Origin of the sequence: Nocardioides marinisabuli, assembly GCF_013466785.1 — a bacterium.
Classification (GTDB): Bacteria; Actinomycetota; Actinomycetes; order Propionibacteriales; family Nocardioidaceae; genus Nocardioides; species Nocardioides marinisabuli.
On sequence record NZ_CP059163.1, the window covers coordinates 3,696,280 to 3,718,392 of the forward strand.

The 22,113-nt window shown below is 72.5% G+C and carries 21 protein-coding genes; 2 read left to right on the top strand and 19 right to left on the bottom strand.

Going from position 1 to position 22,113, the window contains the following annotated elements; genetic code table 11:
• Nucleotides 1–13: 13 nt before the first annotated feature.
• From H0S66_RS17795 to dop, 13 genes are all read right to left on the bottom strand, one after another.
• Nucleotides 14–2,857: a DEAD/DEAH box helicase gene (locus H0S66_RS17795; RefSeq protein ID WP_179616550.1), complete on the bottom strand. Its 2,844-nt coding sequence runs from the start codon at nt 2,855–2,857 to the stop codon at nt 14–16.
• Between the two features lie 49 nt (nt 2,858–2,906).
• Nucleotides 2,907–3,788 (bottom strand): YegS/Rv2252/BmrU family lipid kinase, encoded by an 882-nt coding sequence (locus H0S66_RS17800; RefSeq protein WP_179616551.1) that lies wholly within the window; start codon nt 3,786–3,788, stop codon nt 2,907–2,909.
• Between the two features lie 2 nt (nt 3,789–3,790).
• The gene (locus H0S66_RS17805) at nt 3,791–4,228 is read right to left on the bottom strand and encodes a hypothetical protein (protein WP_179616552.1); all 438 of its coding nucleotides are present in this window, start codon (nt 4,226–4,228) and stop codon (nt 3,791–3,793) included.
• Complete coding sequence (gene tatC, locus H0S66_RS17810) at nt 4,225–5,064, bottom strand: twin-arginine translocase subunit TatC (RefSeq protein ID WP_258016974.1); 840 nt, start codon at nt 5,062–5,064, stop codon at nt 4,225–4,227. Before tatC ends, H0S66_RS17805 begins: the two co-directional genes overlap by 4 nt.
• A gap of 46 nt (nt 5,065–5,110) precedes the next feature.
• Nucleotides 5,111–5,407 carry a Sec-independent protein translocase subunit TatA gene (gene tatA, locus H0S66_RS17815; protein WP_179616553.1) on the bottom strand — a complete coding sequence of 99 codons (297 nt, stop codon included), beginning with the start codon at nt 5,405–5,407 and terminating at the stop codon, nt 5,111–5,113.
• A gap of 73 nt (nt 5,408–5,480) precedes the next feature.
• Entirely contained in the window at nt 5,481–6,497 is a 1,017-nt protein-coding gene (locus H0S66_RS17820; protein ID WP_179616554.1) for a helix-turn-helix transcriptional regulator, read from the bottom strand.
• Nucleotides 6,494–7,480 (bottom strand): helix-turn-helix transcriptional regulator, encoded by a 987-nt coding sequence (locus H0S66_RS17825; protein WP_179616555.1) that lies wholly within the window; start codon nt 7,478–7,480, stop codon nt 6,494–6,496. The genes H0S66_RS17820 and H0S66_RS17825 overlap by 4 nt, the downstream gene beginning before the upstream one ends.
• A gap of 48 nt (nt 7,481–7,528) precedes the next feature.
• Nucleotides 7,529–8,620: an FKBP-type peptidyl-prolyl cis-trans isomerase gene (locus H0S66_RS17830; protein WP_179616556.1), complete on the bottom strand. Its 1,092-nt coding sequence runs from the start codon at nt 8,618–8,620 to the stop codon at nt 7,529–7,531.
• A 120-nt stretch (nt 8,621–8,740) separates the two neighbouring features.
• Complete coding sequence (pafA, locus tag H0S66_RS17835) at nt 8,741–10,102, bottom strand: Pup--protein ligase (RefSeq protein WP_179616557.1); 1,362 nt, start codon at nt 10,100–10,102, stop codon at nt 8,741–8,743.
• A 48-nt stretch (nt 10,103–10,150) separates the two neighbouring features.
• Nucleotides 10,151–10,921 carry a proteasome subunit alpha gene (prcA, locus tag H0S66_RS17840; RefSeq protein ID WP_179616558.1) on the bottom strand — a complete coding sequence of 257 codons (771 nt, stop codon included), beginning with the start codon at nt 10,919–10,921 and terminating at the stop codon, nt 10,151–10,153.
• A gap of 4 nt (nt 10,922–10,925) precedes the next feature.
• The gene (gene prcB, locus H0S66_RS17845; RefSeq protein WP_179617510.1) at nt 10,926–11,765 is read right to left on the bottom strand and encodes a proteasome subunit beta; all 840 of its coding nucleotides are present in this window, start codon (nt 11,763–11,765) and stop codon (nt 10,926–10,928) included.
• A gap of 2 nt (nt 11,766–11,767) precedes the next feature.
• Nucleotides 11,768–11,965: a ubiquitin-like protein Pup gene (locus H0S66_RS17850; protein WP_179616559.1), complete on the bottom strand. Its 198-nt coding sequence runs from the start codon at nt 11,963–11,965 to the stop codon at nt 11,768–11,770.
• Between the two features lie 67 nt (nt 11,966–12,032).
• Nucleotides 12,033–13,541 (bottom strand): depupylase/deamidase Dop, encoded by a 1,509-nt coding sequence (gene dop / locus H0S66_RS17855; protein WP_218876367.1) that lies wholly within the window; start codon nt 13,539–13,541, stop codon nt 12,033–12,035.
• A gap of 42 nt (nt 13,542–13,583) precedes the next feature.
• On the opposite strand from dop, the gene H0S66_RS17860 reads away from it, so the two are divergent.
• A complete protein-coding gene (locus H0S66_RS17860) occupies nt 13,584–14,210 on the top strand; it encodes a class I SAM-dependent methyltransferase (protein ID WP_179616560.1) in 627 nt (208 codons plus the stop codon).
• 111 nt (nt 14,211–14,321) lie between these two features.
• On the opposite strand, the gene arc is transcribed toward H0S66_RS17860, so the two are convergent.
• From arc to H0S66_RS17875, 3 genes are all read right to left on the bottom strand, one after another.
• A complete protein-coding gene (arc, locus tag H0S66_RS17865) occupies nt 14,322–16,091 on the bottom strand; it encodes a proteasome ATPase (protein ID WP_179616561.1) in 1,770 nt (589 codons plus the stop codon).
• A 114-nt stretch (nt 16,092–16,205) separates the two neighbouring features.
• A complete protein-coding gene (locus H0S66_RS17870) occupies nt 16,206–17,117 on the bottom strand; it encodes a tRNA (adenine-N1)-methyltransferase (RefSeq protein ID WP_179617512.1) in 912 nt (303 codons plus the stop codon).
• A 150-nt stretch (nt 17,118–17,267) separates the two neighbouring features.
• Nucleotides 17,268–18,413, bottom strand: coding sequence for a site-2 protease family protein (locus H0S66_RS17875; protein ID WP_179616562.1), 1,146 nt, complete (start codon nt 18,411–18,413; stop codon nt 17,268–17,270).
• Nucleotides 18,414–18,485: 72 nt separating this feature from the next.
• Between H0S66_RS17875 and H0S66_RS17880 the strand changes: the two genes are divergently transcribed.
• Complete coding sequence (locus H0S66_RS17880) at nt 18,486–19,397, top strand: RecB family exonuclease (protein ID WP_179616563.1); 912 nt, start codon at nt 18,486–18,488, stop codon at nt 19,395–19,397.
• 6 nt (nt 19,398–19,403) lie between these two features.
• Here H0S66_RS17880 and H0S66_RS17885 read toward each other — a convergent pair whose 3' ends face one another.
• The 3 genes from H0S66_RS17885 to H0S66_RS17895 are packed head-to-tail and all read right to left on the bottom strand — an operon-like array spanning nt 19,404 to nt 21,786.
• On the bottom strand, nt 19,404–20,042 hold the full coding sequence (locus H0S66_RS17885; RefSeq protein ID WP_258016975.1) for a response regulator: 639 nt from the start codon (nt 20,040–20,042) through the stop codon (nt 19,404–19,406).
• Entirely contained in the window at nt 20,039–21,358 is a 1,320-nt protein-coding gene (locus H0S66_RS17890; RefSeq protein WP_179616564.1) for a sensor histidine kinase, read from the bottom strand. The genes H0S66_RS17885 and H0S66_RS17890 overlap by 4 nt, the downstream gene beginning before the upstream one ends.
• Complete coding sequence (locus H0S66_RS17895) at nt 21,355–21,786, bottom strand: hypothetical protein (protein WP_179616565.1); 432 nt, start codon at nt 21,784–21,786, stop codon at nt 21,355–21,357. Before H0S66_RS17895 ends, H0S66_RS17890 begins: the two co-directional genes overlap by 4 nt.
• Nucleotides 21,787–22,113: the final 327 nt, after the last annotated feature.

A 22,113-nucleotide genomic window follows, 5' to 3' on the forward strand; every position in this document is an offset into this window, starting at 1 on the left:
CGGGGCGAGCTAGCTACTCCTCGGTGACGCCGGAGTAGGCCACGACGCCGCGGCGCATCGAGCCGATGGCCTCCCGGGCGGTACGCCGCACCGGTGAGTCACCGGCGGCGTCGGCGACCTGGCCGGCGAGGTCGAGGAGCTGCTTCATCCAGCGCACGAAGTCGCCGGCGGCCAGCTCGCTCTCCCCGAGCACGTCGTCGAGGTCGTCGCCCTCGCACCAGCGGTAGGCGATCCAGGCGAAGCCCAGGTCGGGCTGGCGCAGGTAGTCGAGCTTGTGCTCCTTCTCGAGCCGGTCGAGGTCCCCCCACAGCCGGATCATCGAGCCGATGGCCTCCTTGGTGGCCCCGCCGGGCACCCGCGGCGACGAGGCGTCGTCGGGGCGCCGGGCCTCGAAGACCAGCGTCGACAGCGCGGCCGCCAGCCCCGACGGAGTGAGGCTGTCCCACACGCCCAGGCGCAGCGACTCCGCCGCGACCAGGTCCATGTCGGAGTAGAGCCGGCGCAGGTGCATGCCCTGCTCGGTGACCACCGCGTCGGCGCCCTCGTCGCTGAGGTAGCCCAGCGCGGTCAGCACCTCGCAGACCCGGTCGAACTGCCGGGCCACGGTGTTGGTGCGCTGCTCGACGCGCCGCTCGAGGGTGCGGGCGTCGCGCTCGAGCTTGAAGTGCCGCTCGGCCCAGCGCGAGTGGTCCTCGCGGTCGGGGCACTCGTGGCAGGGGTGGGTCTTGAGCCGCCGGCGCAGCTCGGAGACCTCGCTCTCCCAGGCGCTGGGCTCCCCGCTGTGCGCCCGACCCGCCGCCTTGGCGCCCTTGGGGCCCTGGCGCAGGTGACGCGGCGGCAGGTCGCGCGTGCGCATCCGCAGCTGGGCGGCGAGGTCGCGGCGCATCTGCGGGTTGCGGGCGTTGAACGAGCGCGAGATCTTCAGCCGGGTCAGGGCCTGGACCGGCTCGGGGAAGTCGATCATCGCCAGGCGGCGCGACTGCTTCTCCAGGGTGACGACCAGCGGCCGCGGCCCCTCGGGCGACCAGCCCGGGTCGACCACGACGGCGTACCCGGCGAACTTGCCGGTGGGCACCTCGATCACGTCGCCGGGCTTGAGCAGCCGCAGCGACTCGATCGCCTCGGCGCGCCGGTCGTCCCGGCGGGCCTTGCTGGCGCCCTTCTCGACGTCGCTGATGCGGCGGCGCAGCCCGGCGTACTCCATGAAGTCGCCGAGGTGGCACTGCGCGGCCTCGGCGTAGCCCTCGAGCGCGTCCTCGCTCTTGCGCAGCTGGCGGGCGAGCCCGACGACGGCCTTGTCGGCCTGGAACTGCGCGAAGGACTGCTCCAGCAGCTCGCGCGCGGTGTGCCGCCCGAACTGGTGGACCAGGTTGACGGCCATGTTGTACGACGGGCGGAACGACGAGCGGAGCGGGTAGGTGCGCGTCGAGGCCAGCCCCGCCAGCTCGCGCGGGTTCATGCCGGGCTGCCACAGCACGACCCCGTGTCCCTCGGTGTCGAGGCCGCGGCGACCGGCGCGACCGGTCAGCTGGGTGTACTCGCCGGGGGTGATGTCGGCGTGCGTCTCGCCGTTCCACTTCGAGAGCTTCTCGATGACCACGGTGCGCGCGGGCATGTTGATGCCCAGCGCGAGGGTCTCGGTGGCGAAGACGACCTTGCACAGGCCGCGCTCGTAGAGCTCCTCGACGCACTGCTTGAAGGCCGGCAGCATGCCGGCGTGGTGGGCGGCGACGCCGCGGGTGAGGCCGTCGAGGAAGTCGTGGTAGCCCAGGACGTGCAGGTCCTCGGCCGACAGGTGCGAGCACGCGTTCTCGACGTAGGCGAAGATCTCGTCGCGCTCCTCCGGCTTGGTCAGCCGGATCCCCGCGTTGAGGCACTGGGTGACCGCCGCGTCGCAGCCCACGCGGCTGAAGATGAAGACGATCGCGGGCAGCAGGCCCTCGCGGTCGAGGCGGTCGATGACGTCGGCACGGCTGGGGATCCAGACCTTGCGCCCGTTGCCGACCTGCTTCGCGCCCTGGGCCGGGCCCTTGCGCCCCGGCTGGGAGCGCCCGCGCGGCGAGCGGCGGTCCTTGAGCCGCGAGGCGGCCCAGTCGTCCCGGGCGACCTTGAGGAGGTCGTCGTTGACCGGGGCACCCTCCTTGACGAAGCCGGCGGCGGCGTCGACGTCGGAGGAGGCGAAGAGGTCGAGCAGACGACGCCCGACCATCACGTGCTGGAACAGCGGCACCGGCCGCTTCTCCTCCACGATGGTGGTGGTCTCGCCGCGGACGGTCTCGAGCCACTCGCCGAACTCCTCGGCGTTGGAGACGGTCGCGGACAGCGAGACCAGCGCCACCGACTCGGGCAGGTGGATGATGACCTCCTCCCAGACCGCGCCGCGGGAGCGGTCGGCGAGGTAGTGCACCTCGTCCATCACCACGAAGCCCAGGCCCATCAGGGTCGAGGAGCTCGCGTAGAGCATGTTGCGCAGCACCTCGGTGGTCATCACCACGACCGGTGCCTCGCCGTTGACGGTGTTGTCACCGGTCAGCAGGCCCACCTGGTCGGCGCCGTAGCGGTCGACCAGGTCGTGGTACTTCTGGTTCGACAGCGCCTTGATCGGGGTGGTGTAGAACGCCTTGCGCCCCGTGGCCAGAGCCAGGTGGATGGCGAACTCCCCCACGATCGTCTTGCCCGAGCCGGTCGGGGCGGCCACCAGCACGCCGCGCCCCTCCTCGATCTCGCGGCAGGCCTGCACCTGGAACTCGTCGAGGGGGAAGGAGTAGAGGTCCCGGAAGTCCTTGAGCACCGGGTGCTCGCGGGTACGCCGGAACTGCGCGTACCGCTCCGACGGGGACAGCTCGTCGGTCGTCATGGCCCCCAACCTACGTGAGGCCGCGAACCCGACCGTCAGCCCCGCCCCGTCAGCCCAGCACGTGCAGCGCGGCCGGCACGGCCTCGATCTCCAGCGGCAGCGCACCGAAGCGCTCGCCGTCGGCGTACGCCACGATCCCGGGCGCGCTGACCCGCACCCGCCGCACCCGGTGGTGCTCGTAGGCGGGGTGGGAGGCGACGGTGCCGGAGAACAACCGGGGATAGGTGCGCACCAGTGCCGGCTTGCTCATCGGCCGGATCACCACCACGTCCAGCAGCCCGTCGTCGAGCAGGGCGCCCTCGGTGATGCGCAGGCCCCCGCCGAAGGAGGGCCCGTTGCCGACCGAGACCATCATCGCCTCGAGCTCGACCGTGGTGCCGTCGAGCTCGAGCACGTACGGCAGCGGGGTGAAGGTGCGCAGCTCGGAGACCGTGGCCAGGTTGTAGCGCATCTGGCCGCGGGGCCAGGTCATCGTGTTGGCCCGCTCGTTGACCACCGCGTCGAAGCCGGCGCACAGCACCGTGACGAACCAGCGCGAGCCGCTGCGGGCCAGGTCGACCGGGTGGCTGAGCCCGCCCAGGACCGCCGCTGCGACGCGGTCGGCGGCCTGCGCGGGGTCGCGTCGGGGCAGGTCGAGGTAGCGGGCGACGTCGTTGCCGGTGCCGGCGGGCACCAGTCCCAGCGGGGTGCGGGTGCCGGCGAGCACCTGCGTGGCCAGGTGCACCAGCCCGTCGCCACCGACGACGACGAGCGCCTCGACCCCGGCGGCCACCGCCTCGGCCGCCAGGTCGGCGGCCTCCGCTGCGTCGCGGCCCTGCAGGTCGCGCACGGACAGCCCGGCGGCCCGCAGCCGCGGCAGCGCGGCGGCCCGGGCCCGGGCGCCACGTCCCCGGCCCGCGGTGGGGTTGGTCAGCAGCGCGACCTCGCGCATGCTCAGCCGCGTCCGGGGCCGGCGTCGCGGCCGATGCGCAGCAGCACCGAGTAGTGCTCGGGCGAGGCGCCGACGGCCTTGGCGAGGCGGCTGAGCGCGTCGAGGGCCAGGTCGGCGTCGACGGCGGTGCCGGGCACCGCCAGGGTCAGCGGCGAGACCTCGTCGGCCAGCAGCAGCACCTGGCCGTGGCGCCAGGCGAGGTGGGCCCGGGAGCGGGACTGGTCGTCGAGGACCGGGCGCGGGTAGGCCTCGTCCACCGCCAGCAGGTCGCAGGGGTGCTGCTCCTGCTCCCCGTCGCCCGCCAGCAGGCCGCTGACCCGGTGACCGGTGCGCAGCCCGGACCCCGCGCTCCAGGTGACGTCGTGCTCGCCGAGCCACTCGGGCAGGTCGAAGGGGTCGACCTCGCTCAGCGCGCCGGGCGCGTGGTCGGGGGCGCTCACAGGGGCGAGGCCTCGTCGGGCGAGAGCCCGGCGTTGATCTTGCGCTTGGCACGACGGCGGTCGTTGAAGCGGGCGATGATCTCGGCGACGAAGAACAGCAGCACCATCGGCACCGCCATGAAGGTCATGGTGAAGGGGTCGGCCGAGGGCGTCGCGACGGCGGCGAAGATGAAGATGCCGATGACCACCCAGGGCCGGTGCTTGCCGAGGCTGGCGCCGGAGACGACGCCGGCGAGGTTGAGCAGCACCACGAAGACCGGGATCTCGAAGGCGATGCCGAAGACCAGCAGGGTGCGGGTGAAGAACTGCAGGTATTCCGAGAACTCGACGATGTTGACGATGCCCTCGGGGTTGAAGCCGATCAGGATCTCCAGGCCCTTGGGCAGCGTGAGGTAGCCGAGCATGATGCCGCCGAGGAACAGCGGACCGGCGATGGCGGCGAAGACCCGCGTCCACTTGCGCTCGTGGGGGTGCAGGCCCGGCAGGATGAACGCCCAGATCTGGTAGAGCCACACGGGGCTGGTGGCCACCAGCGCGGCGAAGCCGCAGAGCTTGAGGTAGAGCAGCAGACCGCCGCCCGCGCCGCTGGTCGAGGGGAAGGTGACCTCGTCACCGAGCTTCTCCCGGGCGCTGTTGTAGGGCCCGAGCACCAGGTCGAAGAGCTGGTCGAAGAAGAACAGCGCGACCGCGACGGCCAGGACCAGGGTCAGGGCGACCTTGAGGACCCTGGCCCGCAGCTCGCGCAGGTGGTCCGACAGCGCCATCCGCCCGTCGGCTCCGACAGGGTGCATCGGCTTGCCGATGAAGAGCTTGGCGATCCCGGAGATGGTCGACACGAGGGCAGGGGCGTATCAGGCGGCGGCGCTGGGTGGGTCCGGCTGCTCAGCCGTGGTGCTTGTCGGCGGAGGGCGAGGTGCTGCCCTCGGGCGCGGCCTCGGTGGTGCGGGCCGGCGGCAGCTCGGTGGGCGTGGGGTCCGGGGTCACCGTGGCCTGCGCGTCCTTGGCGTCGTCGTCCTTGTCGTCGTCGCGCAGACCCTTGGTCTCGGACTTGAAGATGCGCAGCGCCTGACCCGTGCCACGGGCGAGCTCAGGCAGCTTGGCGGCACCGAACACGATGATGACGATGGCCAGGATGACCAGCCACTCAGCACCCTGGGGCATTCCGATCATGGGGGTCATGGAGCTTCACTACCTTCTGTTGTCTGGGCATCGCACGCGGACGGCTCGGCCGGCGGGCGCGAACGTCTTCATGCTACGTGAGTTGTTCGTAGAGACCGAGCGTCCGGGTTGCCTCGGCGAGGAACGAGTCGGTGAACTCTTCGGGGCGCACCAGGCGGGCGTGCGGGGCCAGGCGCAGCAGCAGCCGGGTCAGCCAGCGCTCGTCGGCGACCAGGAGGTCGACCTCCCAGGCGGCGTCGGGCCCCTCCCCCAGGGCGCGGACCTCCTCGACGGGGTAGTAGTCGACGACCCAGCGCGCCGGGGCGGCGAGCCGCAGCGTGGCCACCGTGGTGCTGCTGGAGCGCGCGAAGAGCCCCTCGGACAGGTCGCGCGGCGGCTCGGGGTCGGTGGTGGTCGCGGAGTCGAGGACCTCGGCGGAGCTGATCCGGTCGAGGCGGAACAGCCGCGGCGCCTCGGCGCTGTGGCAGTAGGCGTCGAGGTAGCTCCAGCCCTGGCCGGTCACGACGCCCCGCGGGTCCACCACGCGCTCGGACTCCTCGTCGCGCGCGGGCACGAAGTAGGTCAGGCGCACCTGCCGGCCGGCCGTGGTGGCCTCCTGGAGGCGCCGGGCCAGCAGGGCGGTGTCGACGTCGGCACCGTCGCGGCCCGGGTCGATGCGCGCGGAGACGGCCTCGGCGGCGGCCGCCTCGAGCTTGGCCAGGGCCCGGTCGACGACCTGGCGGGTGTCGGGGCTGGCCCCGTTGCGCAGCGCGCGCAGCGCCACCACGACGGCGCTGGCCTCCGTGGGGGTCAGCCGCATGGGGCGGGAGAGGTAGTCGGCGTTGGAGATGCGGATGACCCCGTCGCCGCCCGGGTCCTCGAGCGCGTCGAGGTCGACGTCGATCAGGTCGTCGGGGTAGCCGCCGGGGAGCCCGCACATGAGCAGGACCTTGAGGTCCTTGAGCAGCTGCTGGGGGCTGACCCCCAGGGCCGCGGCGGCCTCGTCGAGCCGCACCGACTCGCGGGCGTGCAGGTAGGGCACCAGGGTCAGCAGGCGCGCGACCTGGTCCTTGGCGCCCGAGGCCGGGGGCCGGGCGGTGGGCTCGCTCACGACGCCTCCCCCGCGCGTGCCTCGAGGGTCGTGCGCAGCCGCGAGACGACCTCGGCGCGCAGGCTCGTGGGCTCCTCGACGACCACGGCGCTGCCGTGGCCCAGCACCTCGTCGGCCAGGCCCAGCGCGCTGCGGGTCAGCACCACGCGGTCCCAGGTGGTGGCGTCGTCGGGCCCCACGACGTCGGTCTCGATGCTCTCCGCGCCGCGGCGCAGCAGGTGGCCGGCGCCGCGGCGCACCAGCAGCACCGCCTGCTCGGGCGCCGGGGTGGGTGCCAGGCGGCGGGTCAGGGCCTGCAGGTCGGTGCCCGGCGGCACGTCGTACGCCGCCGCCGGACCGGTGCGCCGGGCCTGGCCCTGCACACGCGAGAGCCGGAAGACCCGCTCCTCGCCCCGGTCGGTGTCGAGACCCACGACGTACCAGCGCCCGGCGTGGCGCGCCACGCCCCATGGCTGCAGGTGCCGGGTGGTGACCTCGGTGGAGGAGGCGGTGCGGTAGTCGAACTCGACCGCGCACCGCTCCTGGGTGGCCTCCCAGAAGACTTCGAAGGAGGGCTCGTCGGCGCTGAGCCGGGGCTCGACGATGTCAAGGGCGCTCACGTCGACCTCGACGCCGGCCGCGGTCAGCTTGCGCACGGCGTCGGTGGTGGCCTCGGCCAGCCGGGCGTGCTGCCAGACCCGGGTCGCCAGGCCGATCACGGCGGCCTCGTCGGCCTCGAGCTCGATCGCGGGCAGCCCCAGCTGCTCGGGCTGGATGCGGTAGCCGGGCTCGTCGTCGAAGTAGGCGTCCATGTGGCCCACCTCGATCGGGACGCCGAGGCTGCGCAGCTCCTCCTTGTCGCGCTCGAACATCTTCTCGAACGCCTCGTCGGTGGAGCCCGGGTAGAGGATCGAGCGGATCCGCTGCTTGGGCACGAAGTGCCGCTGCACGAGCAGCATGATGAGCAGGTTCATCAACCGCTCGCTCTTGCGGACCGCCGCCATGCCACCCCTCCTCGTGCTCTCGTCCGTGCCTGCTGGGTCCCCGACCTGCTACTGCGCGGCGGGGCTCTCGGTGTCGCCGGGCGCGCTGGGCTCCTCGGAGACCGCCGGGCTGGGGGCCTGGGGCTCCTCCTCGCCGAGCTCGGCCTCGGCCTCCTCCTGCGCGGCCTGCTCGGCCTCGTCGGCCGCTGCCGGACGGGGTGCCACGCCGAGGATGTCGACTAGGAAGTAGATCGTGTCGGTGCCCTTGATCTTGGCCGACTCGTTGCCCTCGGCGCCGTAGCCCAGCTCAGGCGGGATGGCCAGCCACACGCGGCTGCCGACGGTCTGGCCCGACAGTCCCTGGATCCAGCCGTCGACGAAGCCGCCCTGGCCCAGGACGCCCACGATCGGGGTGTCGCCGAAGCTGCTGTCGAAGGGCTTGGGCTTGGCGTAGACCGAGCCGAGGTAGTCGACCATCACCGAGTCGCCCTTGCGCACGACGGGCCCGCCGCCCTCGACGACGGTCTCGACCTGCAGCTCACCGGTGGGCTTGGGGATGCCCTTGAAGAGCATCGACTCCGGCAGCCCGTCGTCGTCGAGGACCAGGTCGGGGGCGATGCCCTCGCCCTCCTCGGCGTAGGGCACGTCGACCGGGGTCGGGCCCATCACGTCCATGACCAGCAGCAGCGGGTCCTTATTGTTGATGTTGAGCGCGGCGTTGCCGACCTCGCCGAACAGCTCGGAGGACTCGAAGCCCACCGCGACGCGGTCGCCGACGCTGCGACCCGACAGCGCCTCGGAGAAGACCTCGGGCAGCTCCCCCGAGCCCAGGTCGAGCACCTCGGGCGCGGCGTCGGCGTAGGTGCTGAGGGCGGTCGACTCGTCGAAGCCGTTGCTGAGCAGGTACTGCACCAGCACCGGCGAGTCGTCCTCGAGCTCGACGCCGTCGCCCTCCTCGAGGACCTCGACCTCGATGCCACCGGTCGCGTCGACGTCCTCGGTCCACTCGACCTGGGGCTCCTCCCCGACCTCGCCGGTGACCTCCACCGAGGAGACCACGCTGCGCACGTCGTCGGAACCGTCCGACCCGCAGGCCGCCAGGGCCGGGATCAGCAGGGCAGGTACGAGGAGGGCCGTGGGCCGTCCGGGGCGTCGCAACACCGGCAACATCCTTCACATCACGAGACTCGGAGGTGGTCACCTGCGCCTGCGCCGGTGACCCCGAGCACCTTATCGGCCCGGCCCAGGCCCCCCTCCCCTGGCCCGCCGGGGCGCGTCGGGCTACATGCCCTCGATCAGGCGCTGGACCCGGTCGTCGTAGGCCTTGAACGGGTCCTTGCACAGCACGGTGCGCTGGGCCTGGTCGTTGAGCTTGAGGTGCACCCAGTCGACGGTGAAGTCGCGGCGCCGCTCCTGGGCGCGGCGGATGAACTCGCCGCGCAGCCGCGCGCGGGTGGTCTGCGGGGGCACCGACTTGGCCTCGAAGACCTTCAGGTCGGTGGTCACGCGCGCGACCTGGCCGCGCTTCTCGAGCAGGTAGTAGAGACCGCGGCCGCGGTGGATGTCGTGGTAGGCCAGGTCGAGCTGGGCGACGCGGGCGTGACCCAGCGGCAGGCCGTGCTTGGCGCGGTAGGCCTCGATCAGCTTCCACTTGATGACCCAGTCGATCTCGCGGTCCACCAGGCCGAGGTCGTCGGACTCGACGGCCTTGATGGTGCGCTCCCACAGGTCGAGGGCCTGCTCGATGACCGGGGTGCTGATCTGGCGCCGGTCGACGAAGTCGCGGGCCTTGGCGAGGTACTCGCCCTGGATCTCCAGGGCGCTGGCCTCCCGGCCGTTGGCCAGGCGCACCTTGCGCCGACCGGTGGTGTCGTGGGCGATCTCGCGGATGGCGCGGATCGGGTTCTCCATCGTGAGGTCGCGCATCACCACGCCCTCCTCGATCATCCGCAGCACCAGGTCGCAGCTGGCGACCTTGAGCATCGTGGTGGTCTCCGACATGTTGGAGTCACCCACGATGACGTGCAGGCGCCGGTACTTCTCGGCGTCGGCGTGCGGCTCGTCGCGGGTGTTGATGATCGGTCGCGACCGGGTGGTGGCGCTGCTGACGCCCTCCCAGATGTGCTCGGCGCGCTGCGAGACCGAGTACGACGCGCCCCGCGGGGTCTGGGTGACCTTGCCGGCCCCCACGATGATTTGGCGGGTGACCAGGAACGGGATCAGGATGTCGGCCAGCCGCGAGAACTCGCCGGCCCGGCCGACCAGGTAGTTCTCGTGGCACCCGTAGGAGTTGCCGGCGGAGTCGGTGTTGTTCTTGAACAGGTAGATCTCACCGGCGATGCCCTCGTCGTGCAGGCGCTGCTCGGCGTCGAGGAGCAGCCCCTCGAGGACCCGCTCACCTGCCTTGTCGTGGGTGACCAGCTCGGTGATGTCGTCGCACTCGGGCGTCGCGTACTCCGGGTGGCTGCCGACGTCGAGGTAGAGCCGGGCCCCGTTGCGCAGGAACACGTTGCTGCTGCGGCCCCAGCTGACGACCTTGCGGAACAGGTAGCGCGCCACCTCGTCGGGGCTGAGCCGTCGCTGCCCCTTGAACGTGCACGTGACGCCGTACTCGTTCTCGATCCCGAAGATCCGACGGTCCATGTGTGAACACTACGACCACCTTGGTCGTCGTGGGGGGACCTCCGGGACTCAGGGGGCGACGGGCGGCTCGTCCCCGTCCCCCGGTGCCGGGGCGGCCGGGGCGGTCGGGGCGGCAGGGGCGGCCGGGCGGGCGAGCACCGTCTGGATCCGCGAGGGGCTCAGCCGGCTGAACTTGCGGGGCTGGGTGCGGGTGCGGTCGAGCACCGCGACCTCGAGGTCCTCGGCCGCGATGGAGCGGTCCTCGGTCTCGTTGTGGCCCAGGGCCGCCACCGCCAGCGCCAGGGCGCTGTCGAGGTCGGCGTCGGGACGGTAGTGCTGCTGGAGGTAGCCCGCCACCGACTCGGCCGCGCCGCCCATGACGGCGTACTGGTGCTCGTCGGCGACCTGGCCGTCGTAGGTCAGCCGGTAGAGCTGGTCCTCGGCGCTGCTGCGGCCGATCTCGGCGACGAAGAGCTCGACCTCGTAGGGCTTCTCCCCGCCGCTGGAGAAGATGGTGCCGAGCGTCTGGGCGTAGGCGTTGGCCAGGCCGCGCCCGGTGACGTCGCGCCGGTCGTAGGCGTAGCCGCGCATGTCGGCGAGCCGGACGCCTGCGATGCGCAGGTTCTCGAACTCGTTGTAGCGGCCCACGGCAGCGAAGGCGATGCGGTCGTAGATCTCGGAGACCTTGTGCAGGGCCTGCGAGGGGTTCTCGGAGGCGAAGAGGATGCCGTCGGCGTACTGGACCGCGACGACCGAGCGGCCCCGGGCGATGCCCTTGCGCGCGAAGTCGGCCCGGTCCTTCATCAGCTGCTCGGGCGAGACGTAGAAGGGAGCGCTCATCGGCTCAGGCACCTCCGGTCAGCGGGGCGTGGGGTCCGTCGGGCCGGCCCATCCGGCCGGCGATGACGCGTTCGGAGACCTCCGCGACGCGCTCCTCCTCGACCGTGCGACCGCCCTCGGCGGTGATCAGGTGCACCATCGGGAAGATCCGCCGCGCCACGTCGGGGCCACCGGTGGCGGAGTCGTCGTCGGCGGCGTCGTAGAGCGCCTGGACCGCCAGGGTCACCACGTCGTCCTCGTCGAGGTCGGGGCGGTAGAGCTTCTTCAGGGCGCCGCGCGCGAAGAGCGAGCCGGAGCCCACGGCGTGGTAGCCGGTCTCCTCGTAGCGCCCGCCGGTGACGTCGTAGCTGAAGATGCGACCGGCCGCGACGTCGACGTCGTAGCCGACGAAGAGCGGCACCACGGCCAGGCCCTGCATGGCCATCCCCAGGTTGCCGCGGATCAGTGCCGAGAGCCGGTTGGCCTTGCCGTCCATCGACAGCCGGGCGCCCTCGATCTTCTCGTAGTGCTCCAGCTCGGTCTGGAACAGCCGCACCAGCTCGACGGCCAGGCCCGCGGTGCCGGCGATGCCGGCGGCGGAGTACTCGTCGGTGGCGAAGACCTTCTCGATGTCGCGCGAGGCGATGATGTTGCCCATCGTGGCCCGGCGGTCACCGGCCAGCAGCACGCCGCCGGGGTACGTCGCGGCCACGATCGTGGTGCCGTGCGGGGCCAGCTCACCGGCCTGGCCGGGCGGCAGCGAGCGGCGCCCGGGCAGCAGCTCGGGCGACTGGGAGGCCAGGAAGTCGGCGAAGGATGAGGTGCCGGGCTGCAGGTAGGCGGCCGGCAGACGGGGGTCCCCCACGCTCACTGGCCGCCCTTCTGGATGAAGGACTTCACGAAGTCCTCGGCGTTGGACTCGAGCACGTCGTCGATCTCGTCGAGGATGTCGTCGATGTCGTTGTCGAGCGCCTCCTTGCGCTCGGCGACATCGGTCTCCGGGGCGGTCTCGACCGTCTCCTCGGTCTCCGTCGACTTGCGCGGCTGCTTCTGCTCCTGGGCCATGCTCCGACCCTAGCCGAGCGTGCCGACTCCGCACGCGGGTCCTCGCCCTGCGACACGCCGCGACGGGTCAGCGGGTCAGCGCGGTGAAGAGCTCCTCGGCGCTGGTGCAGCGGTCCATGAGCTCGCCGACGTGGGCCCGGCTGCCACGCAGCGGGTCGATCGTCGGCACCCGCTGCAGCGACTCGCGCCCGGGCAGGTCGAAGATCACGGAGTCCCACGAGGCAGCGGCCACCGCGTCGGGGAACTTCTCCAGGCAGCGGCCGCGGAAGTAGGCCCGGGTGTCGGTCGGGGGGTCGTGCATGGCGTCCTCGACCGAGGCGTCGTCGAGCAGCCGCTCGATGCGCCCCGCGCCGACGAGGCGCTGGTAGAGGCCCTTCTCGGGGCGGATGTCGCTGTACTGGTAGTCGATCAGCTGGAGCTTGGCGTCGTCCCAGGCCAGACCGTCGCGGTCGCGGTACTGCTCGAGGAGCTTGAGCTTGGCGACCCAGTCGAGCTCGCCGGCCAGCGACATCGGGTCGCGCTCGAGCCGGTCGAGCACCGACTCCCAGCGGGCCAGGACGTCGAGGGTCTGGGCGTCCGCGTCGGCGCCGAGGCGGTCCTCGACGTACTTGCGGGCCAGGTCGAGGTACTCCAGCTGCAGCTGGACGGCCGTCAGGCGGCGTCCGTCGCGCAGGGTGAGCAGGTGGCCCAGGCCCGGGTCGTGGGAGACGGCCCGCAACGCGGCCACCGGCCCCTCCAGGCTCAGGTCGGGGCCGATGAAGCGGTCCTCGATCATCGCCAGCACCAGCGCGGTGGTGCCGACCTTGAGGTAGGTCGAGACCTCCGCCAGGTTGGCGTCGCCGATGATGACGTGCAGGCGCCGGTACTTCTCGGGGTCGGCGTGCGGCTCGTCGCGGGTGTTGATGATCGGGCGCTTGAGCGTCGTCTCCAGGCCGACCTCGACCTCGAAGAAGTCGGCGCGCTGGCTGATCTGGTAGCCGTGCTCGCGCCCGTCGGCCCCGATGCCCACCCGGCCGGCCCCGCAGACGACCTGGCGGCTGACGAAGAACGGGGTCAGGTGGTGCACGATGTCGGCGAACGGGGTGGAGCGGCGCATCAGGTAGTTCTCGTGGGCGCCGTAGGAGGCGCCCTTCCCGTCGGTGTTGTTCTTGTAGAGCACGATCGGCCCGCCCCCGGGCAGCTGGCCGGCACGACGGGCCGCGTCGAGCATCACCTGCTCGCCCGCCTTGTCCCAGCGCACCACGTCGAGCGGGGTGGTGACCTCGGGGGTGGCGAACTCGGGGTGCGCGTGGTCGACGTAGAGCCGCGCACCGTTGGTGAGGATGACGTTGGCCAGGCCGAGGTCCTCGTCGGTGAGCTGCGAGAGGTCGGCCACCTGGCGCGCCATGTCGAAGCCGCGCGCGTCGCGCAGCGGCGTCTCCTCCTCGAAGTCCCAGCGGGCCCGCCGGGCCCGGACCGTGGCGCTGGCGTAGGCGTTGACGACCTGCGACGAGGCCACCATCGGGTTCGCGTTGGGCTGTCCGGGCACGGAGATGCCGTACTCGACCTCGGTGCCCATCACCCGTCTCACACTCATGCCACGAGCCTACGCGGCCACGCCCCGCCGTAGGCTCGCCGCATGAGCCTGTGGGAGGAGCGCGTCCTGCCGCGCCTGGTCGACCGCGTGCTGTCGACCGGGCCGGTGCAGCAGCTGCGGGCCGCCACCTGCACCGGCCTGCACGGCCGGGTGCTCGAGATCGGCTTCGGGTCCGGGCTGAACCTCCCGCACCTGCCTGCGGCGGTCACCTCGCTGGAGGCCGTCGAGCCCTCCGACCTCGCCTGGGGCCTCTCGCAGCAGCGCCGCGACGAGGCGGGCGTCCCGGTGCGCCGGGTGGGTCTCGACGGCCAGCGCCTCGACGCACCCGACGCGGCGTACGACGCCGTGCTGTGCACCTTCAGCCTGTGCACGATCCCCGACGCCGAGCTGGCCGTGCGCGAGGTGCACCGGGTGCTGCGCCCCGGTGGCCGTCTGCACCTGCTCGAGCACGGCCGCTCCCCCGACGACCGGGTGCGCGCCTGGCAGCACCGTCTCGAGCCCCTCCAGCGCCGGGTCGCGGGCGGGTGCCACCTGACCCGGGACCCGCTCCGGCTGGTGGCCGACGCCGGCCTGCACCTCGAGGAGAACGAGGAGCGCTACCTCCCCGGCCCGGCCCTGGCCCGGCCGTGGGGCTACGGCTACCGCGCCGTGGCCACCCGCCCCGCCTGACCGGCGCCAGCCGACCAGTCACTTCCGCACCACCGAGCAGTCACTTTCGCACCGAACCGGGTGCACAAGTGACTGGTCGATGGTGAAAAAGTGACTGCTCGTGGTTGCGGCTCAGAGGTACTGGCCGGTGTTGGCGACGGTGTCGATGGAACGACCGGGCTCGGTGCCCTGCTTGCCGGTGATCAGGGTGCGGATGAAGACGATCCGCTCGCCCTTCTTGCCCGAGATCCGCGCCCAGTCGTCGGGGTTGGTGGTGTTGGGCAGGTCCTCGTTCTCCTTGAACTCGTCGACGCAGGCCTGCAGCAGGTGGCTGACGCGCAGGCCGCGCTGCTCGTGGTCGAGGAGGTCCTTGATCGCCATCTTCTTGGCCCGGTCGACGATGTTCTGCAGCATCGCGCCGGAGTTGAAGTCCTTGAAGTAGAGGACCTCCTTGTCGCCGTTGGCGTAGGTCACCTCGAGGAAGCGGTTCTCCTCGGTCTCGGCGTACATGCGCTCGACCGTGGCCCGGATCATCGCGTCGACGCAGGCCTGGCGGTCCCCGCCGAACTCGCTGACGTCGTCGCTGTGCAGCGGCAGGCTGGCGGTGAGGTACTTGCTGATGATGTCGCGCGCCGACTCGGCGTCCGGGCGCTCGATCTTGATCTTCACGTCGAGCCGGCCGGGGCGCAGGATCGCCGGGTCGATCATGTCCTCGCGGTTGGAGGCACCGATGACCAGCACGTTCTCGAGCAGCTCGACGCCGTCGATCTCGCTCAGCAGCTGCGGGACGATGGTGTTCTCGACGTCGGAGGACACCCCGCTGCCGCGGGTGCGGAACAGCGAGTCCATCTCGTCGAAGAACACGATGACCGGGGTGCCGCTGCTGGCCTTCTCCCGCGCCCGCTGGAAGACCAGGCGGATGTGGCGCTCGGTCTCACCGACGTACTTGTTGAGCAGCTCGGGGCCCTTGATGTTGAGGAAGTACGACTTGCCCTCGGCACCGGTCTTGGCGGCCACCTTCTTGGCCAGCGAGTTGGCCACGGCCTTGGCGATCAGCGTCTTGCCGCAGCCCGGGGGGCCGTAGAGCAGCACGCCCTTGGGCGGCTTGAGCTCGTGCTCCTTGAACAGCTCGGGGTAGAGGTAGGGCAGCTCGACCGCGTCCTGGATCGCCTCGATCTGGCCGGTGAGGCCACCGATCGACTCGTAGGCGATGTCGGGGACCTCCTCGAGCACGAGCTCCTCGACCTCGGACTTCGGGACCTTCTCGTAGACGTAGCCCGCACGGCTGTCGAGCAGCAGCGAGTCGCCGGCGCGGATCGTGTCGCCGCGCAGCGGCTCGGCTAGGCGCACGACGCGCTCCTCGTCGGCGTTGGCGATGATCAGGGCCCGCTCGCCGTCGGCGAGCAGCTCCTTGAACATCACGACCTCGCCGACCTGCTCGAAGTCGAGGGCCGCGACGACGTTCATCGCCTCGTTGAGCATGACCTCCTGGCCGCGGGTCAGGGCGTCGAGGTCGACGCCCGGGCTCACCGTGACGCGCAGCTTGCGCCCGCCGGTGAAGACGTCGACCGAGTCGTCGTCGTTGCGGGCCAGGAAGGTGCCGAAGCCGGCCGGCGGCTGGGCCAGCCGGTCGACCTCCTCCTTGAGCTTGGTGATCTGGTCGCGGGCCTCGCGCAGCGTCTGGGCCAGCCGCTCGTTCTGCGAGGTCACGGCGGCCAGCGAGCGCTGGGCGTCGCTGAGGCGCATCTCCAGGCCCCGGGACGACCCGGGGCTCTCGCCGAGACGGCGGCGCAGGTCGGAGACCTCGGCCTCCAGGAAGCGCACCTGGTCCAGCAGCTCTTCCGGGCTGCGACCGGACGGGCGGGAACGACCCGTGCTCGAGTTGCCATCGGACGTCGACATCAGCGCACCTCCTGTGTGGAACTCGACCCTACCCGCGACGCTGCATCAGGGAAGAGGCTCGCCGGGAGGCGGCGCAGATTTGCCGGGCCGGGCCGCGGGGGCCCGGCCGGTGTCTCAGTCCTCGGGCGCGGGCTCCACCGGCAGCCCCGGCGGACGCGGGCCGGAGTAGTCGGGCCCGTAGGCGCCGGGAGCCGGGCGACGGGTCTTGCGCAGCGGCTTCTGGCCGGGGGCCAGGCGGCGGGCGGTGACCAGGAAGGCGGTGTGGCCGATCATCTTGTGGCCCGGACGCACCGCGAGGCCCTCGACGTGCCAGTCGCGCACGAGGCTCTCCCACGGCTGCGGCTCGGTGAAGCCGCCGTGGGCGCGCACCGTCTCCACGAAGCGGGAGAGCTGGGTGGTGGTGGCCACGTAGGCGCACACGATGCCGCCGGGCACCAGGGCACCGGCCGCGGCGTCGAGGCACTCCCAGGGGGCGAGCATGTCGAGGATGATGCGGTCGCAGCGCTCGCCCGAGGTCGGCAGCGCCTCGGCGAGGTCGCCCAGGGTGAGCTCCCAGGCGGGGTGGGTCTGGTCGGCCGGGGCGCCGAAGAACTGATTGACGTTGCGGCGGGCGACGTCGGCGAACTCCTCGCGGCGCTCGAACGACGACACCCGGCCCCAGGGGCCCACCGCGCGCAGCAGCGAGCAGGTCAGGGCGCCGGAGCCGACGCCGGCCTCGACGACGCGCGCGCCGGGGAAGATGTCGGCCATCGCGACGATCTGGGCGGCGTCCTTGGGGTAGACGACCGCGGCGCCGCGCGGCATCGAGACCACGAACTCCGAGAGCAGCGGACGGAAGACCAGGTACTCCCCGCCGGCCGAGCTGGCCAGCGTGAAGCCCTCCTCGCGCCCGATCAGGTCGTCGTGCTCGAGGTGGCCCTTGTTGGAGAAGAAGCGCTTGCCGGCGACCAGCTCGAAGTTGTGCTTGCGGCCCTTGCTGTCGGTCAGGCGCACCCACTCCCCCTCGCGCAGCGGGCCGCGGTGCACCCCCGACCAGGCCTCCGCCGGCACGTCCGGGTACGCCGCACCCGTCTGCTGCTCGGCCCCGGCCGGCTGGTCGGCGTCGGTCGTCGGGGCGTCGTCCACGGTCGGGTTCTGCTGCTCAGGCACGGCCGAACCCTAGGCCGCGGCCCCGGCTCAGCGCGATTCGCGAAAGGCCCGGTCGACGTCGTCGGTGGCCAGCACACCGTAGACGGAGCCGTCGGGCTGGACCAGGAGGTACTCGGCGGCCGGGGTGGAGGTGATGGCGCGCACCAGCTCCTCGCCGGTGATCCCCACCGGCAGGCGCAGGCCCGCCTCGAGGCTGCGGGCCACGCTGGAGGTCGGCACCCACGGCCGCCGCTCCAGCGGGGTGGCCAGCAGCGCCGCCTCGCTGACAAGACCGACGGGCTCGCCCGTGGGCCCCTCGGTGACGATGCCGCCGGCCTGGGCGTCGTTGGCTCGGCGCACCGCCTCGGCGAGCGGCAGCTCGGCCGGCACGCTGAGGGTGCGCCGGGCGAGGTCGCGCGCGACCAGGGACGGCAGCCGCGCCCGCAGCCGGGCCGAGGTCATCGCGGCGCTGGCGCCGCTCCACAGGAACATCGCGATGACCAGGACGAGCACGAAGTCGAGCAGGTCGGGCGGGTCGCCGGTGACCTGCTCCTGCACCAGCGGCCAGACGAGCACGGCGACGGCCGTCGCCCGCCCGCCCCAGCCGGCGACCAGGGTGCCGCGGTGGGGGTTGCCCGTGGCGCCCCACACGACCGACTTCAGGACCCGGCCGCCGTCGAGCGGCAGGCCCGGCACCAGGTTGAGCACCCCGACCAGCAGGTTCGCCACGACCAGGCCCTCGACGGCCAGCAGCAGCAGGCCCTCCGGGGTGACCGGGCGCAGCGCGAGCGCGGCCAGCCCGACCGCGATGGAGGTGAGCGGGCCGACGACCGCGATCGCGAACTCCTCGCGCGGGCGGCGCGCCTCCCCCTCGATCGCGGTCATCCCGCCGAGGAAGTGCAGCGTGATCGAGGAGATGGTGAAGCCGAAGCGCCGGGCCACGACCGCGTGGGAGGCCTCGTGCAGCAGCACGGAGCCGTAGAGCAGCACCGCGAACGCCGCGCCGGCGACGTACTTCAGCGCACCGAGGCCCGGCTGGACCTGGTCGACCACCGGTGCGACCAGCACCGCGATGAGCCCCGCGACCAGGAACCAGGAGGTCGAGACGAGCACGTCGCTGCCGGCGATGGTGCCGACCTTGAGGGTTCCCGGCGGACGTGGCGACGAGCCGGGCTCGGACGGGCTCGAGGACATTCCTCGAGGCTATCCGACCCCCGTGCGACGCCTTCTGCGCGCCCTGTCGGAGGCGGCGCCTAGGGTCGCGCCATGAGCCAGACGTCCCCCGGGCCCGCCCCCTCGCCGGTCCCGTCACCGGCCGAGCGGGTCTCGACGCCCGTCGACGGCGTCGAGGTCGTCGGGGCCCTCTCGCCCAGCCGGGCCGGCGACTTCGTGACCTGTCCGCTGCTCTACCGCTTCCGCACCGTCGACCGTCTCCCCGAGCCGCCGTCGGCCGACGCGACGCGCGGCACCCTGGTCCACAAGGTGCTCGAGGACCTCTTCGACCTGCCGGCCGCCGAGCGCACACCGCAGCGTGCCGCCGCGATGCTCGAGCCCACCTGGGAGGCGCTGGTGGAGGCCGAGCCCGGGCTGGCCGAGCTGTTCGCTCCCCCGGAGCACGGCGGGCCGCCGCTCGACCTCGCGCACTGGCTGGCCTCGTGCCGCACCGTGCTCGAGCGGTGGTTCACGCTCGAGGACCCCACCCGCCTCGAGCCCGCCGAGCGGGAGCTGTACGTCGAGACGGTGCTCGGGTCGCGGCTGCTGCTGCGCGGCTTCGTCGACCGGCTCGACGTGGCCCCCGACGGGGCCCTGCGGGTCGTCGACTACAAGACGGGTCGCTCCCCCGCGGTCGGCTTCGAGCAGCGGGCGCTGTTCCAGATGAAGTTCTACGCCCTGGTGCTCTGGCGGACCCGGGGCGTGGTGCCGTCGCTGCTGCAGCTGGTCTACCTGGGCAACGGCGAGATCGTGCGCTACCGCCCCGACGAGGACGACCTGCTGGCCACCGAGCGGCGCGTCGAGGCGATCTGGGCGGCCATCAGCACCGCCCGCGAGAGCGGCGAGTGGCTGCCCAACCGGGGGCGGCCGTGCGACTGGTGCGCTCACAAGGCGATCTGCCCCGCCTGGGGCGGCACCCCGCCGCCGCTACCGGAGCCGGCCCAGGAGAAGACGCAGGCGTCCTGAGTCGGTTCAGAGCTCCTGGCGCTGGGCCCACACCGCGGCCTGGGTGCGGTCGACGACCCCGATGCGCGAGAACGCGGAGGTCAGGTGGGCCTTGACGGTCCGCTCGCTGATCTCGAGCCGGCGCGCGATCTGCTTGTTGGCCAGGCCGTCGCGCACCAGGCGCAGGACCTCGACCTCGCGCGCGGTGAGCTGCGGGCGTGACGTGGCCGACCGGGCCCCGAGCAGCGCCCGGGCGGCCTTGGGGTGGATCGGCGACTCGCCGCGCGCGACGGCGCGGATGCCGGACAGCACGTCGTCGGGGTCGGCGTCCTTGAGCAGGTAGCCCACGGCGCCCGCGTCGAGGGCGTCGATGATGCGCTCGGCGTCGGAGAAGCTGGTGAGCACCAGCACGTCGACCCCCGGCATCTCCGAGCACACGCGCCGGGTGGCGGTGACCCCGTCGACCCCGGGCATCTGCAGGTCCATCAGCACCACGTCGGGCCGGACCTCGCGCACCACCTCGACGGCACCGTCGCCGTCCCCGGCCTGACCGACGACGCTGATGTCCTGCGTGGAGGCCAGCAGCTGCGCCAGCCCCGCGCGGATCACCGCGTGGTCGTCGACCAGCACGACCCGGATCGGCACCGGGCCGCCCGGCGCGCTCACCGGCGCACCTCGAGCCGCACGGTCGTGCCCTCGCCCGGCGCGGAGCGCACCTCGAGGCGACCGCCGGCGTCAGTCACCAGGCTGCGCAGGCCGGTGAGCCCGAAGTGCTCGGGGCCGCGGCTGCAGTCCTGGTCGAAGCCGATGCCGTCGTCGACGACCTCGAGGAGGCTCCCGTCCCGGTGCCCCCGCACGGTGACGGCGAGGGTGGAGGCCTCGGCGTGCCGCACCGTGTTGCGCACCGCCTCCTGGGTCACCCGCCACAGCATGGTGACCTCGGCCCCCGGCGCGTCCTCGACGTCCTCGACGCTGAGCGAGGCGGTGATCCCGGCCGCGCTGACCGGGGCGAGCAGGTCGGCGATCGCCGAGGCCAGCCCCTTGCCGTGCAGGTCGGGGGGGTGGATCTCGGCCAGCAGCGAGCGCAGCGAGCGCAGGCCGTCGCGCAACGAGTCGCCGGCGCTGGTCAGCCGGGCGCGCGCCTCACCGGGCACCTGGGGGTCGCGCGCCACCGCGGAGAGCGAGAAGGCGGTGCCCGCGAGGTCCTGCACGACGCCGTCGTGCAGGTCACGCGCGATCCGGCGACGCTCGGCGTCGGAGGCCGACATCGCCGCCTCCAGCAGCCGCTCCCGCTCGCGGCCGGCGCGCCGTACCTGCATGGTCAGCAGCCCCAGCATCACCGCCGAGACCAGCGAGAGCAGCACCAGCGGGCCCAGGGTGATCCAGCGGAAGGAGCCGAAGATCTCGCTGCGGCTGGCCTCGAGCCCGTCGAGGGCCCAGTAGGCCACGAAGAGCACCGGCTCCCCGCTCGGCGTCTCGATCCGGGTGTAGATCTTGACCAGCCCCTCCTCGTCGCCGTTGCGGTCGAGGCTGCGGGCGGACGTCGGGTCGGCCAGCTCCGAGCCGGTGCCGCCCTCCTCGAGGACACGGCGCTGGGCGGTGCTGAGGGAGTAGCGCTCGCGGCTGACGACCGGCAGCACCTCCGGGTCGTCCTGGCTGTAGATCAGGGTGCCGTCGGTGGCGAAGAGGTCGACGCTCTCGACGTCGCGCGCCTGGAGCAGGTTCGGCGCCTTGCGGAAGAACTTGTCGTAGGCGCCCGGCTTGCCGGTGACCAGGCCGTTGCCGACGTACGGTTCGGCCGTGGTCTGCGCCAGCAGCTCGCTGACCGACTCGGCCTGGGCCCGCGCGGCGTCGGTGGCCGCGTCGTCGGCGATGACGTTGGTGGCCACGAAGATCGCCCCGACCAGCACCGCGCTCACGGCCACGAACAGGAAGACCGGGCTGCGCACCCAGGTCGTGCGGCTCGAGCCGATCGTGCTCACCCGTTGAAGGTCACGTCGCCGCGACAGACCTCGTCGCTGTCCTTGTTGCCGGCCCGGAAGGTGATCTCGTCGGGACCGCTGAAGTCGAGCATGGAACGGCTGATCCGGAAGGAGCGGTCGGCGTCGCGCGCGGTCACGGTGCCCTTGGCCGACACGTCGTCGTTGTGCTTGAGCTTCCAGCGCCACTCGTCGGTGTCGTCGCTGAAGACGGCGGCGATCACGGTGAGGCTGCCGTTCTCCTCCTGCTGCACCTTGAGCTTCCAGGTGCTGCTCGGCGACTCCTTGCAGGGCCCCTCGGCGACGACGTTGGCCTTCTTGGCCTGCGCGGGCGCCGGGGACACCAGGGCAGCCGCCGCGACGGCCACCGCCGCGGGCAGCGCGAGGCGGGCGGCCCACCCGCGGGAGGTGCTGCGCTCGGGGTGGCTCATGGTCGCCTTCAGGGTCTGCGGGCCGCGTCGACGCGGCGCTCGGGTGGGTCGTCACAGGATCGCACGCACAGTGACCGGACGACCAGGGAAACCCGGTTGGAACCTCGGTCCCGGCCGTGCTCGGCACCGCCACCACCCGACCGCTGGGCGGTCGGGCGCCGCTCGTCCAGGGTGGGACGTGGTGGCGCTGTCGAGCACGGCCGGTACGGCGGGTCAGGTGCCCTGGTCCCGTCGTTCCGAGTGGTCCCAGACTGCTCCCGCGGGGGTGCGGGCCGCCATCGTCCGCTGGTACTAGTACCCCCGGCGCACAGGAGGGCAGGGACCAGG